Below are 14,568 nucleotides of genomic sequence, written 5' to 3' on the forward strand. Positions count from 1 at the left end.
TTTAGCATTGAATTTTTGAAAACTATAAAGCTATGTCAACAAATACGCATATTTCTATCAAAAATTGGTCGGATGATGACAAACCTCGTGAAAAAATGATGGCACAGGGTAAAAATGCACTCAGTGATGCCGAATTGTTGGCTATTTTGATAGGTTCAGGCAGTCGGAATGAAAGTGCTTTGGAATTGAGTAGGCGTATTCTGACATCGGTAAACAATAATTTAACACAATTAGGAAAGTTGACATTGAAGCAGTTGCAACAATTTAAAGGAGTAGGGGAGGCAAAGGCAATTACCATTCTCGCAGCTACAGAATTGGGTAGACGCAGAAGCTCTGAATTACCCGAACCACAGCCAGTCATTAAAGCCTCAAAACATGTTTTTCAGCTTATGCAACCCATTATTGGAGAGTTAGCTCACGAGGAGTTTTGGGGAGTGTTCCTAAATAATGCCAATCGTGTGCTTCACAAAACACAACTTTCAAAAGGAGGAATTACTCAAACGGTGGTAGATGTGCGTCTGTTGTTCAAAGCTGCCATAGAGTGGGGAGCAGTAGCTTTAATTTTGGTACACAATCATCCATCAGGGAATTTAGCACCCAGCCAAGCCGATAGGCATATTACCCAGAAAATAAAAATGGCAGGGGAGAGTTTGGATATTAAATTGTTGGATCACATCATTCTGAACGAAAAAACATATTTCAGCTTCGCTGATGAAGGAGAACTTTGAGAGTTTTGTATTTTTGTGGGAAATATTTTTTTTGAATTTCAGTAGGTTGTGAAAATTCAAAAGAAATGATGCTTGTCATTTTTTTTGCGGATTGCTTTTAAAAGCAAAGTGTCATGAGCCAACAATTTCGCCAAAAATGTGTACCTTTGTCCGATTGAGAGTTTCGGTTAATAAAAGATCAATAAAATGTCAAAAAAAAGACTATTTCTATTAGATGCTTATGCGTTGATTTTCAGAGGATATTACGCATTTATCAAAAATCCACGAGTCAATTCCAAAGGACTCAACACCTCAGCTATTTTGGGGTTTATGAACTCGTTGTTTGATGTTATAAAAAAGGAGCGTCCAGACCATCTGGCGGTGGCATTCGACAAAGGAGGAAGTGTCGACCGTTTGGAATTATTTACGGACTATAAAGCCAATCGGGATGAAACCCCTGAGGCTATTCGTATAGCAGTGCCTTATATTCAACAGATTTTGAGAGCTTTGCACATTCCCATCATCGAAAAAGAAGGTTATGAAGCCGATGATATTATTGGAACCCTTGCCAAACAAGCCGAAAAACAAGATTATCAGGTGTTTATGGTTACTCCCGATAAAGATTATGCTCAGTTAGTTTCTGAGAATATATTCGTATATCGCCCTGCTCGGATGGGAAATGATGTCGAAATTTGGGGTGTTGACCAAGTAAGAGAAAAATTTGAGGTAGAACGTCCAGATCAGGTGATTGATTTTTTAGGAATGATGGGAGATGCCGTCGATAACATACCAGGATTGCCTGGAGTTGGTGAGAAAACCGCAAAGAAACTTCTTGCTGACTTTGGTAGTATGGAAAACTTACTCGCTAATACCGATAAACTCAAAGGAAAACTGCGTGAAAATATCGAAAAAAATGCAGAAAAAGGACTGCTTTCCAAAAAATTAGCAACTATTATTTTGGATGTTCCAGTGCAATTTGATGAAACCGATTTTGAACTGTCGCAACCTGATATGGAGGCTGTTACCAAAATTTTTGAAGAGCTTGAATTCCGACAACTGCTTCAGAATCTTATCAAAACTTACCAGACCACAGCTCCAGCAACAAAGCAAATCGAAGCTCCGTCTGATTTATTTTCTTTGCAAACAGCCCCTGTAGTTGTGCAAGGTAATTTGTTTGCAGCTGAGCATATTTCTGAAAGAAAAAACATACAAAACACACCGCATTTTTATCAGTTGGTAGATACTCCGATGGCATGTAAAATTCTTATTCAGAATATATTACAACAGAAAGAAGTCTGTTTTGACACAGAGACCACGAATCTTGATAGCTTGGAAGCTGAATTGGTTGGTATTGCTTTCTCATGGAGTGCAGGAAAGGGTTATTACGTACCTTTCCCTGAGAATCAACAACAAACGAGCAAACAACTCGAAATTTTTCGACCATTCTTTGAAAATGAGCATATTACGAAAGTAGGCCAAAATCTGAAATATGATATCAAAGTATTACACAATTATGGCGTGGAAGTTAAAGGATTGATTTTCGATACTATGATTGCTCATTACCTCATCAATCCAGATATGAGGCACAATATGGATGTGTTGGCGGAAACGTATTTGAACTATACCCCTGTCTCCATAGAAAGTCTTATTGGGAAAAAAGGTAAGAATCAGTTGTCGATGCGTCAAGTGTCGCTTCATGACCAAAAGGAATATGCTGTTGAAGATGCTGACATCACATGGCAACTTAAGGAAGTTTTTGAAGAAAAGTTGAAATCATCGAAGGTTGATGAATTATATTATAATTTGGAAGCTCCTTTAATTCAGGTTCTTACGAAAATGGAACTTGAAGGTATTCGTTTGGATACTGATTTTCTCAAAGAGTTATCAGCAGGATTGGACGACGATATAGCTACTTTAGAAAAAGCCATTGCTACTGAAGCAGGGGAGGAGTTCAATTTGGCATCTCCCAAGCAATTGGGGGATATTCTGTTCGAAAAATTGAAAATTGCTAAAAATCCTAAAAAGACCAAAACAGGGCAATATGCCACTTCCGAAGAGGTACTTTCAGCATTTGCAGATAAACATTTGATTGTTTCTAATATATTAGAATGGAGGCAGTTACAGAAATTAAAGTCTACTTATGTAGATAGTTTACCTAACGAGGTAAATCCTAAAACAGGGCGTGTCCATACAACCTACATGCAAAGCGTTGCAGCTACTGGACGATTGAGTAGTAATAATCCAAATTTACAAAACATCCCAATTCGTACTGAACGAGGACAGCAAGTACGTAGGGCATTTGTACCTCGTGATGAACAACATGTACTACTCGCTGCGGATTATTCGCAAATTGAATTACGGATAATTGCTGCACTAAGTGAAGAGCAAAATATGATTCAAGCATTCTTAAACAAGGAAGATATTCATCGCTCCACCGCAGCTAAAGTGTTTAATGTTCCTATTGAAGCCGTTACACGCGAACAACGTAGCCATGCTAAAACCGTGAATTTTGGGATTATCTATGGAGTTTCTGCCTTTGGACTTAGCAACCAAACAGATCTTTCACGTACCGAAAGTAAGGAACTCATAGAAACTTATTATGCTACATATCCAAATTTACGAGCGTATATCAACAAACAAATATTTTTTGCTCAGCAACATGGTTATGTTGAGACAGTGTTGGGACGAAGACGCTATTTGCCAGATATTCATTCACGTAATCAGGTGGTTAGAGGAGCTGCTGAGCGGAACGCCATCAATGCTCCAATTCAAGGAAGTGCCGCCGATATTATTAAAATTGCGATGATTCGTATTCAAAACCGTTTGGAAAAAGAGCAATTTCGAACCAAAATGCTCTTGCAAGTGCATGATGAGTTGGTATTCGATGTTCCCTTAGACGAACTGGAAGCCGTTAAAAGTGCTATCCAATATGAAATGGAAAATGCTTTTTCACTTACTGTTCCTTTGGTAGTTGATTTGGGAGTAGGTAAAAATTGGTTAGAGGCTCATTAATAGTAGCTACATTCAACTCGCATGCTTTGTGAGTTGAATGTAGCTAACTAAAAGTGATTTACAAAGATTTTTGCCATATTTTACGAATATAAACCTTTAAGATTTCTCGGTATTGGTTTTTATCGATGGGTTACACTTTCTTAACATATTGTGTAACAATCACAATCTGTTGTCCGTCTACTTTTCCTTCAATATATTGGGCATTTTCTCTATCCAAGGATATTTTTCTAACGATGGTTCCTTGCTTAGCAACCATGCTGGATCCTTTTACTTTCAAATCCTTGATTAACACTACGTTATCTCCCGCTTCAAGTATAGCTCCATTGCTATCACGATGCACAATACGTTCACTTTCGTCCAAATGGTCGTCGGAAGCCTTAGCAAAGGCCAACTCTTCATCGTCTAAATACATCATGTTTAATAAATCTAACGACCATCCTTCTGATTTTAAACGGTTTAGCATTCTCCACGCCATTACCTTTACGGCTCTATGTTCGCTCCACATACTGTCATTCAAGCAACGCCAATGGTTTGTATCCATCATTGCGGGATTTTCAATTTGGTTTTTGCATGTTTCGCATACCAATAAACTGCCATCAACACCCCCTGCTCCAACAGGAGGAACTTCATAAATATGTAAATTTTCGGTTGCTCCACACAACTCACAGCAGTTTCCACTGCGATTTTTTAATTCTTGAAGTAAATTCATATTAAAAACTTTTTATTTGGCTTATTTTTCTAATGTGCAATCTTTTGTTTGAGTTTCCAAGACTTGTGAAAACTTCTCGAAACATCTATTTACTTTGTTGAAAATCAAATCATAAGTAGGCATGTCTTTACTTGTAAAAATAAATGCTAAAGCATATTTTTCATTCGTAAAAGTAGCTAGTTGATGTTTTTGTAATCGATAGCTTTCGCGTATAAGCCGTTTGATGCGATTACGATCTACAGCTTTTTTAAAATTACGTTTCGGAACACTGATAAGTAGCTGAAATTGAGTGCTCTCTCGTCTTTTTTCAATAGGGATGTACAAGAACTTAAGTGGAAAACTTTGAACACTTTTTCCTTCTGAAAATAATTTTTGAATATGCTCTAATTTACAGAGCTTTTCCTCTTTTGAGAAACAAAAATTCATGATTCTATTGATTCGTAAACGAATTGTTTTGACGATTAATATCTATTGTCATTTCTGATGGGTCGATTTCAACGCCGTGAAGTTCTTCAAACGGCACATCTATTTCAAAGGTGTAAGTAGGGGTTGCCCATCCCCATGCAGGGAATACCTTTCTCTCATATTGATATGGATTAGATTTTTCCCCAAATTGCATACGCAACGGAATGTAGCAATAGGTTACTTTTTTACTTTTATCAACCACAAATAAATCAACAGGTAGTGGTAATGCTCCAATACGACGCAAAGTAATTTCGGTTTTTTTACCTTTCGCTTTAACGCTTTCTATGGCATAGTCCACCGTGTGAGTAGTGCTGATAAATTCATTTAAAAACCATCCAAGTTGCATACCCGATACTTTTTCAGCAACACGTACAAAGTCGTTAGGATGTGGGCTTTTTAAAGCATATTCTTTGTAAAATTGTTGTAACGTTTTAATAAGGTTTTGTTCTCCAATGATATATCCCAATTGAGTTAAAAATAGCGTTCCTTTGCTATAAGCCATTACTGAATAGGCGAAGTTTCGTTGAAAACGGTCGGCATGTGTAGTAGCTGGTTCTTCCCATCCTGATTTTATCAAACGAAAATATCTTTTGTAAGAACCTTCGAATGGATTTGTTTCATTTTTGGTAGGGTTGATAACTAATGCCATTGCCAAATCTTCAATAAATGATGTAAAGCCCTCATCCATCCATGCATATGATCCCTCATCGGTGTTGATAGCATGTTGAAACCAAGCGTGAGCCAACTCGTGAACGGCAGTGCCTAACAAATCATCGTAATTTGCACCACCGACTAAAAGGGTACACATTGCATATTCCATTCCTCCATCACCTCCTTGAATAAAAGAGTAGCGTTCCCATGGATATTTACCAACAAGGTTATTGAAAAGTTCAAAGGTTTCTACCAGTTTAGGTTGTATTTTTTTCCAATTTTCAACTTCGGTTTTGTATAAGAAATGAAATGTCTTTCCGTCGTTTAATGTAATTTTATCGTGTTTAAACTGAGGGTCAGCAGCCCAAGTGAAATCGTGTACGTTGGAAGCTACAAAATGCCACGTTTTGGTTCTTTCTTTAGTTTTTGGTAAAATGACTCCTTGTTTTTCATAACCAAAACCAATTTCATCGGCATTTATCAAAGTACCACTCCCTCCAAGTACATAATTTTTATCAATGGTAATTTTCACATCAAAATCACCAAAAACTCCATAAAATTCGCGACCGATATATTCTGTTGGATGCCAACCACGATAGTCATATGCCACTATTTTTGGATACCATTGAGCCATTGATAAGGCTACTCCATCAGGATTATTACGCCCCGTACGACGAATCATAACAGGAACTTGAGCGTCAAATTCCATTGTAAAAACTCCTTTTGATTTGGGTGGAATTGGCTTGTTGAGTTTTACTTTCAAAATTGTGCCTTCTGTAGTATGCTCCACAGCAATACCATCTTGTTTTAACGATTTTACATTAATATACCCTATTTCGTTAGGTTTCAATTTAGCGATACGACTCTCGTAGACAGGATTTTCCGCTGTTCCTAAGTTCTTAACCATCCTACGGTCAGGGTCAGCAATTGACTGTAAACGAAAATCCATTTCGCTATTAGGCTGAAAAGCATTCAAATAGAGATGATAAAAAACTACTTGCAAGGTGTCAGGAGAATTATTGAAATACGTGAGTTTTTGTTTTCCTTTATATTGAAAGTTTTTTGCATCAACATCAATTTCCATTTCATAATGGACTTTTTGTTGCCAATAAGTTGTATTTTGGGCATTTAAGTATGCAAAAAAGAATGGAAGTAAGGCAATAAGACCGTATTTCTTCATAGTATTATTAATTTTGAAATTAAACGTAAAAGCACAAAGATATAACTTCTGTACAAATAGGCAAAATCAATTTTTAGAATTAGAGGAGAAAAACAATCTCAAAAAATTACACTTGCTAATGGAATTTAAGATATAACCATACTATCAACAAGTTAAAATTCTGATTGGTTTTGGAGTTCTATAACAGACAATTATTTTTCACTTGGGGAAATACCCCAAAATCGTTTGAAAGCATTTGAAAAATTAGCCGTGTTGGAATAGCCTAACTGGGATGCTATTTCTTTGATTGTAAGTTCTTTTTGTTCGAGATACATTTTAGCTTTGTACATTCTGTATTGTTGGAAATATTCAAATATAGTGCAACCGAAATAGCGTTTAAAGAATATTTTTAGCTTGTTGTCATTCATACCCACTAATCTTGATAATTCTATGATGGTGAGCGGTTTTTCAATATTTTGCTCCATTAAATTTTTGACTTCCAAAAGCAACTTTTGGTCTTTTAAGCTGATATTATTGGGGTCAAAACTCCGCTCCGATTCAGATAATATACTTAGAAAAATTTCTTGAACTTTTATGTTTAGATATTCTTCTTTCAAATAATCGGGCAAATTGCACTGCTTTATACCTCTAATAAGTTCATAAACCGTGTGAGAAACTGGTAAATATTCATCGAAAAGCATTGCAGGTTCTTGATTCTCAATTTGCTTAATAAAATTATCTATGATAGCATTATTCCCATAATATTCAAATATCCTATGAACAGGCATATGCACATCAAAGGTCTTGTATTCTTGTTGAGATTGAAAAGAAATTCCGCTTTTTTCTCCATTGATATATAGTAAATTATAATGCGATTTTTTCGCTATTTTTCGCTGGGAAGGATTGATATAGAAAGGTATATCATTTTCGCCTATATTGATTTGTATTTCCAAACTGGGAACAGAAGATTCACCATCCAAATGTATCGTTTTTTCTCCTGAAAAAAAATGATTTTGAAATAAAGTAAAGTTTTCAGTATTAATTTGAGTATGATGAAAACGCCCTCCGCTACCAATAGAAAAATGAGTAGCTGGATATTCCGTAAGTAATTCTAAAATCACTCCTGTTCGAAAATTTTTAATTTTCGAACAGGAGTGAACTGTTAATTCAGTAGTTTTTACATCCGTATAGATATAGCCTTTGTGATAATCTTTTGGGGAGCGGAATTGTACGCATCAAATCTACAGGAGACTTAAGAGCGCACCTTTATTCCACTCTAAAAATTGGGTATCGCAGGTGTGATTTCTCGTAATGAGGTGTTTGTTGGTAAATCCAATTTAGTTGTTCGTAGCTATTTTTAGCGAAACTCGGGTCGTTTTTTTTGAGTAATTCCAATGAGTCTCGAAGTTGTGGATGTTCTTCTAAAAAAACTAAGGCGGTTTTTTCAAATAAATAGGGTGAAAAATGTTCTTTCTGCTGTAAAATGGCATCAAAGAAGTTCCAATTGAAAAATGAATCAGGAGCTTCGGGCTCTAAAACTTCTAATAGATAACGTTTCGCTGGTTGGTCTAAGTGTATAATCCAATCACCTTTTGATAGTTGTATTTCTGTTTTGTGTTTTGAAACTTCCGTATCGAAATGGAGATAATGCCCTTCAAAAGGAGTATCTACAGTTTTATAATTTTCAATGCGGTAATAAACAACCGACATGAGTGTGTCTCTATTTATTTCATTCATACTTACCTTGTTAGCCCTGAGCCGATCAATGATATTTGTCCATGCTTTAGGAACAACGTACGCTTGTGGTACTTCCACCTGTTTGGTAGGTACATAGTGATTATAGTACGGAATTTCTTTCACATAGGGCTGATTCCGATCATAGTGCAAACGTGGTAGTCCTGTAACTTCACTGATGAGAGTATCCGCTTTATAACCGTAGAATGTTATGGACGACACTTGTGAGCTATCTAATTGCCATTGAATGGGATACGATTTTTCTGTAAGGGCTATTTCTCTTTGTTTAGTACGTAGCTGTTTGATGTTTTTTGAATCATTTTCAAGTAATTCCAACAGAGCCTTCATCATCTCATAATTCGCTTCGACACGCTGTTTGTAAGGCTTCAGCATGTGGGTTTCGATTAGTATACTCATAGTACCCCATAGGCTTGTGTATCCTGTGGAATAACGAGGTGTGTCGAGCATTTCTCTGTATCCATTATCAGGGGTTGTATTCCAAATAGTTACGTAAGGAGCCAAGTGTAGAAAAGGCTTTTCAATAGAATCATTCTTCACACTATTCTGATGTGTGATTAACTTTTCGGATAGATTCGGAATTAGGGTATCTTGCATATATCCGCCAAGAAAAGAGCCTAATTTTTTTGGCTGAGAGATGGCATAGGTAAGTACATGTTGGTAGTCCGCACCATTAGTAACGTGGTTATCAATGAAAACATCAGGTTGTATCAAATGGAATATTTTTGCAAAAGAAAGAGCGTTTTCAGAATCTGATTTCACAAAATCACGATTTAAATCCAAGTTTTTAGCGTTACCTCGAAATCCATATTCCTTAGGGCCATTCTGATTCACGCGGGTTGTTGAATTTCGGTTCAAAGCTCCACCTATGTTGTAGACAGGAATAGCAACTACAACCACATGTTCAGGTGTTTTTATCTGTTTTTCAGCCAAATTGCGAAACAATAGCATTGTAGCATCAATACCATCGGTTTCTCCTGGATGTATCCCATTATTTATCAGGATAATAACTTTATCTTTTTGAAGTTTAGTAAAATTAAACTCAGCATCTGTGCTGTAAGTAACGATGTGTAGAGGTAGTCCTGCATCGGTTAGCCCCATTGTTTTTAGATTGATGGAGCTATATTTTGCAGATAGGTTTTTGTAAAAATTGATTACTTCCTCATAGGTTGCACTCTCCTCTCCATTGGAAGTTTCAAAACGAGTGACAAAGCTTTGTGTTTCCGAAAAAAAAGGAGGCTCACAGCCTACCAGTGTCCATCCGATAAGTGAAATTAAGATATATATGTTGTTTTTCATTTTTAAATATATTACAAAGTTAAATTGATTTCCGATAAGCCTTCCACCAACGTTCAGGAATAACGCCTTGTGTTGCATCAAGATATTCTTTATGATTACACGGAATCAATCCCAGTGGAAGATGGGGCTTGCGTTCTGAAAAACTTTCGCTTCCTGCTTTCATCCACCAACGACCTGTAGCTACGCTTTTAAAAAATTCAATTTGTATGTCGTCAACTGGGACAATGTATTTGATATAGTTATTGTCATTCACCAAAGGTAACTCCTTGACTCTAAAGTTAAACCCTTCGCAAAAATACCAAAACATTTGTCCTGTCAATTGGGCAGCAAGTCCCGTATCGGGGATGTCGAATATACCATAGACTTGAACATTACTACTGATACCTGCGTATCGAGAAATAGCACAGATTTCACGATTGGAAAAACCATTCACGAATCCATCAGTGTTTTCAATATCTCGTGCTTGTATAGCGTTCATCGTAATGCTTACAATGTCAGCATCGCGCATGGTAGGTTCAATCATCGGTAGGTCGTTGACAATGATTCCCAAACGATAGGTATCGAAACACATTTTTTCGAGTAAATCTAATTCTTCTTGGGCTACATAGTACGATTGGTAACCTAAATTTGTAAAATCAAATAGATTAATAGGTTCTTCGGATAAAATTCTACTCAAATAAGATGTTTCCGAAAACAATTCATATTTATCCCCAAAGTCAAACGTGGGATTTACAGTTACCAAATTGACCATTTGCTCTAAAGTGTCAAAACTTCGATAAATAGGATAGGTCAAATCCCGTTTTCCTCCAATAACAACAGGGGTAATGTTTTGTTTTATGAGAGAATTTACCAGCTCTCTAACTGCAAAATAAGTGTCGCTAGTGGAGTGACCTTCGTACAAAATTCCCAAATCGGCAATCGGAAAATTCCAATTACCTCTATAAAGAGCATACAAACTCTTGCGAACTTCATGCAAAGTTCGTTCAGCGGTTTCTACACTAAAGAAAGCCACTTTAATTTCATCTAAATCAGGAACACCCAATTCGAAGGTGTGTTTTCTTATTTGCGAACCTAATTGCTGTGGTTTGTAAGTTTTTGAAGCTAAGGTGCTATCGATGGGTTGTAGGTATAATAACGACATTTTTTTTGATTTCAACTTTTATGTATTCAAGAACCCTTTCATGGATGCATTTTTTTGGTATGCACTTGGCGTGATACCGAATTCTTTTTTGAATGTACGAGAAAAATAGCTCAAATCGTAGAATCCACATGCGTCGGAAACTTCTCCTAAACTTATGGAACTGTCCTGTAACATTTTTTTAGCCTTTATGAGTTTTACCTGCAAGATATATGACACCGTTGAAACTCCAACAATTTGGTTAAGTTTTCTACTTAGTTGTGAAGTGCTCATAGCCATTCTATCAGCAATAAAAGTAGCGTTGAAATTAGGGTTTGTAATCTCAGCATTAATGATGTCCATCACCTTGCATAAGAATTTCATCTTCTCATCATTGTCTGCTTTTTGTTCGGAAATATTATTTCCACTACTTTCAATAACGCTTAAGTATTTATCTTTTAATATTTTTCTATTTTCTAAAATTTTTTCAATCCGAATCAATAATTCTTCACTTCTGAAAGGTTTACGCATATAAGCATCTACCCCATGACGCAATCCCTCCAATTGATCTTCCTCTGAGGTTTTTGCAGTAAGCATAATAATAGGAATATGATTCAACAAAACATTGTCTTTCATATCAGTGCAGAATTCATATCCGTTTTTTACAGGCATCATCACATCGGTAATCACTATATCGGGAATATATTTTTCAGCCATCAGCAACCCTTCCGCTCCATTTTTAGCAGTAATAACATTGTAATTACTTTGCAATAAAGATTTTACAAATAAGGAAACATCTTTACTATCTTCAACCACTAAAACAATTGGAACATCAGTGCCCATAGGTGTGATTTTATCACTACCATGGTCATCATCATGATTATCTTGATTTTGCGAGGTATTTGTAACGATATGGTCTGCCTTAGGAAGCACCAGCATCGGAAGATTTTGCATTTTCTTATTTTTTAAAGGCAAGGTAACGGTAAAGGTTGAGCCTTTTCCCAATTCACTTTCTACTTCAATTTTCCCTTTCATTTTTTCGACAAGCATTTTTGTAAAAGCCAGTCCAATACCCGTTCCTGAATTATTTTTTACGTTAGGACTCTGATAAAATAATTCAAAAATACGGTCTAATTCATCTTTTGGGATACCATCTCCATTGTCTGCCACACGAATCATAATTTCATTAGGATTTTTTCCTTTCAAGACAATAAATTCAATTTTATCTCCGTTTTCAGTGTGTTTGATAGCGTTTGACAGTAGGTTACTGATGATTTTATCCATATAGAAGGAAACAAAATCCATCTCTTGAGCTGCAATATCGGTATAAAACACTAAGTTTACGTTTCTTTCTTGTGCGAATAATCCGAAAGTTTCAGCAGTCATACGCAAGTAAGAGATGATGTCTCCACGTTCCCATTTCGGATTGTCCGTACCACTTTTCAATTTAGAAATATCCAAAAGTTGGTTAACCAACTTAAGTAGATTTTCGCTTTGTCGGTCGATAGCAAGCATAAACCGTGTCTTTTCCTTTTCGCTTAAGTCTTTACGTTGTTGTAATTGTCTATTAAGTCCTTGAATAACAGTCAATGGAGTTCTAAATTCATGGGTCAGATTTGTAAAGAAATCCGAGCGGGTTTGTTCAATCTGTTTTAAGATTTGGTTGCTTCGGGTGCGTTGTCGATAAGCATAGTACAACAAACCGATGATGATAGCTCCCACAACAGCAGCTAACCACATCAAGTAAAGAACTCGCTCTCTTCGCTCCTCCTTGATTTGGTTTTCGGCTTCGATCATTTTAAGTTGCCTTGAATTTTGTTCCCGCTCGTAGTTTACCCGTAAATCCATAAAATGATTGGTGTTTTTAACGCCTAAAATACTATCGGTCATGGATTTACTGAATTTGTACTGTTCCAAAGCAGCTTCATATTTACCTTGTTTGATGGAATAGTCGTGTTTAAGTAAATAGATTTCAGCTAAATGTCCCGTCGAATTGATTTCTTGAGCCGTTTTTTCTGCTAAAGAAATATATTCGTGATATTGTTCTGTTTTACCTGTGGTTAGATTTATTTTAGCCAAGGCAATACAAGCATTGAGCCAGTGCCATTTATCGGAGTACTTTTCCATCAAATCGTAGGCAATTCGATATTCTTTTTCTGCTAAATCGTATTTTTTTTCTACCGCATAAAGGTTACCTAAATGATTATGGCACAGTCCAATGCCTAATTTTGAATTAGCTTCAATATTTTTCTGTAATGAGAGGTTGTAATAAGTTTTTGCGGAATCATATTCCTGTCGATTTCGGAAAATAGATCCCAGATTGGCATAATTGATGGCCTGTCCCACCTTGCTGTCTAAGGCAGTTTCTTCTTTAAGAGCCTCTCGAAAATAGCGTTCGGCATCATCCGAGTAACCCAAACGTTCACTAATGTTTCCTATACCGTTGAGAGTCATTACTCGCAATTTTCGTCCACTGCTTTTAACATCGGAAAAAGCTTCGATATAATGAAGAGCGTCATAACTGTAGTTAGCAGCTTCTGTCATGGCACTTATACGTCTGAAATCAGTACTTAAATCGTTGAGAGCCTGAACAATTTCAAGAGTGTCGTTGAGTTTCAAGGCAATTTCTAACCCCGTTTGGTGCGAGGTGATGGCATCAGAAAAGCGTGTGTTTTCACGTTGTGTTTTACCTAATTGTCTGTAAAACATCATCAAAGCGACATTGTTTTTCTCATCAGTATATTTCTGAACCATTATTTTTAGAGAATCTTCTTTCCGAGAAAGTTTCTGAGCTTCCTTTAAGTACATGCTTTTCGCCTCATTATCTACAACTTGTGCTTTTTCAGAGGAACAACCGTAGATAATCAGAAACGAAAAAACGACAAAGAAACCGAAAAATTTATTTTCTATATATTTCATTTTCTGAACTGCATTTCATCGCAACAAAAGTAATTTTTTTTTCCCAATTGGAAAAAAATATATCCAAAAAAGATGGTTCTCCGAGTGTAATTTATCTGTAGAAATTATTTGTATTTGTAAAAATTTGATTATTAATAAAATAGTAACAAGAGTGTGCGTGATTTATACAAATTTTGAATTGTAGGTATGAAAGTTTTAAAATTAACATTATTTTGATTATCAGTTGAATACATGTTTTTAAAGAAGATAACAAAGTACATCTGAATAATTTTATAAATTACTGAAAATCAGCAAATGTGCTTTTTATTTTGCTTAAAAACTTAGGTTGCTAAAGAAAAAGGTTTTATTTTTTAAATGGTTTTGTATTTATATTCTGTTCATTTTAAATTGTTTAACATATTTTTACGTGTGTGATTTATACAAATCTCGAAATTGTTAATGCGTCATTTTTACAAAAAGTAATTTGATTTTTACAACTGCGTCTTTTAGGTTCACCCTACCTTTGTACCAGAAAACAGAAGATAAAATGACTTTATTCTGTAAGAGAAAAACATCATAGTTTTTTAAAATATAAAAAGAGAACTTAATTAGTGAAGTTGTGCAGTCGGGAGGATAGCGCAACTTGAGAGATTAGAAGTTAAATCATTTTTTTTCATATTCAAATGTTAGTAGTAGTTTAAGGCTGTGCTGTCGGGAGGATAGCACAGCTATAGCTACCGAAGAAGATTAAAGAAAACTTATTTTTTTTCATATTCAAATATTAAACCACAGTTGAGGG

9 protein-coding genes are annotated in these 14,568 nt (G+C 35.8%); 2 read left to right on the top strand and 7 right to left on the bottom strand.

Going from position 1 to position 14,568, the window contains the following annotated elements; translation table 11 throughout:
- The first annotated feature begins 50 nt into the window (after nucleotides 1-50).
- Together radC and polA are read left to right on the top strand one after the other, a co-directional pair.
- Nucleotides 51-728 carry a RadC family protein gene (radC, locus tag CCAND38_RS05340; protein WP_042344248.1) on the top strand — a complete coding sequence of 226 codons (678 nt, stop codon included), beginning with the start codon at nucleotides 51-53 and terminating at the stop codon, nucleotides 726-728.
- A gap of 186 nt (nucleotides 729-914) precedes the next feature.
- Nucleotides 915-3,719 (top strand): DNA polymerase I, encoded by a 2,805-nt coding sequence (gene polA / locus CCAND38_RS05345; RefSeq protein ID WP_042344212.1) that lies wholly within the window; start codon nucleotides 915-917, stop codon nucleotides 3,717-3,719.
- A 130-nt stretch (nucleotides 3,720-3,849) separates the two neighbouring features.
- On the opposite strand, the gene CCAND38_RS05350 is transcribed toward polA, so the two are convergent.
- From CCAND38_RS05350 to CCAND38_RS05380, 7 genes are all read right to left on the bottom strand, one after another.
- Nucleotides 3,850-4,428, bottom strand: coding sequence for a PhnA domain-containing protein (locus tag CCAND38_RS05350; RefSeq protein WP_042006107.1), 579 nt, complete (start codon nucleotides 4,426-4,428; stop codon nucleotides 3,850-3,852).
- Between the two features lie 21 nt (nucleotides 4,429-4,449).
- Nucleotides 4,450-4,854, bottom strand: coding sequence for a ribonuclease P protein component (rnpA, locus tag CCAND38_RS05355; RefSeq protein ID WP_042344214.1), 405 nt, complete (start codon nucleotides 4,852-4,854; stop codon nucleotides 4,450-4,452).
- A 4-nt stretch (nucleotides 4,855-4,858) separates the two neighbouring features.
- A complete protein-coding gene (locus CCAND38_RS05360; protein WP_042344217.1) occupies nucleotides 4,859-6,724 on the bottom strand; it encodes a M1 family metallopeptidase in 1,866 nt (621 codons plus the stop codon).
- A gap of 191 nt (nucleotides 6,725-6,915) precedes the next feature.
- Nucleotides 6,916-7,824, bottom strand: a complete 909-nt coding sequence (locus CCAND38_RS05365; protein WP_042344218.1) for a helix-turn-helix domain-containing protein — start codon at nucleotides 7,822-7,824, stop codon at nucleotides 6,916-6,918.
- Between the two features lie 145 nt (nucleotides 7,825-7,969).
- Nucleotides 7,970-9,754 (bottom strand): M14 family metallopeptidase, encoded by a 1,785-nt coding sequence (locus tag CCAND38_RS05370; RefSeq protein ID WP_042344219.1) that lies wholly within the window; start codon nucleotides 9,752-9,754, stop codon nucleotides 7,970-7,972.
- A 19-nt stretch (nucleotides 9,755-9,773) separates the two neighbouring features.
- Complete coding sequence (locus CCAND38_RS05375) at nucleotides 9,774-10,895, bottom strand: formimidoylglutamase (RefSeq protein ID WP_042006101.1); 1,122 nt, start codon at nucleotides 10,893-10,895, stop codon at nucleotides 9,774-9,776.
- 18 nt (nucleotides 10,896-10,913) lie between these two features.
- Nucleotides 10,914-13,790 (bottom strand): ATP-binding protein, encoded by a 2,877-nt coding sequence (locus tag CCAND38_RS05380; protein WP_042344220.1) that lies wholly within the window; start codon nucleotides 13,788-13,790, stop codon nucleotides 10,914-10,916.
- Between the last annotated feature and the right edge of the window lie 778 nt (nucleotides 13,791-14,568).

The sequence above is a fragment of the Capnocytophaga canis genome (assembly GCF_000827555.1).
GTDB lineage: Bacteria > Bacteroidota > Bacteroidia > Flavobacteriales > Flavobacteriaceae > Capnocytophaga > Capnocytophaga canis.

Bases quoted from the DNA above. Each gene is read 5' to 3' on its own strand.
- CCAND38_RS05360 (WP_042344217.1), bottom strand. From the start codon at position 6,724: ATGAAGAAATACGGTCTTATTGCCTTACTTCCATTCTTTTTTGCATAC.
- polA (WP_042344212.1), top strand. From the start codon at position 915: ATGTCAAAAAAAAGACTATTTCTATTAGATGCTTATGCGTTGATTTTC.
- rnpA (WP_042344214.1), bottom strand. From the start codon at position 4,854: ATGAATTTTTGTTTCTCAAAAGAGGAAAAGCTCTGTAAATTAGAGCAT.
- CCAND38_RS05350 (WP_042006107.1), bottom strand. From the start codon at position 4,428: ATGAATTTACTTCAAGAATTAAAAAATCGCAGTGGAAACTGCTGTGAG.
- CCAND38_RS05370 (WP_042344219.1), bottom strand. From the start codon at position 9,754: ATGAAAAACAACATATATATCTTAATTTCACTTATCGGATGGACACTG.
- CCAND38_RS05375 (WP_042006101.1), bottom strand. From the start codon at position 10,895: ATGTCGTTATTATACCTACAACCCATCGATAGCACCTTAGCTTCAAAA.
- CCAND38_RS05380 (WP_042344220.1), bottom strand. From the start codon at position 13,790: ATGAAATATATAGAAAATAAATTTTTCGGTTTCTTTGTCGTTTTTTCG.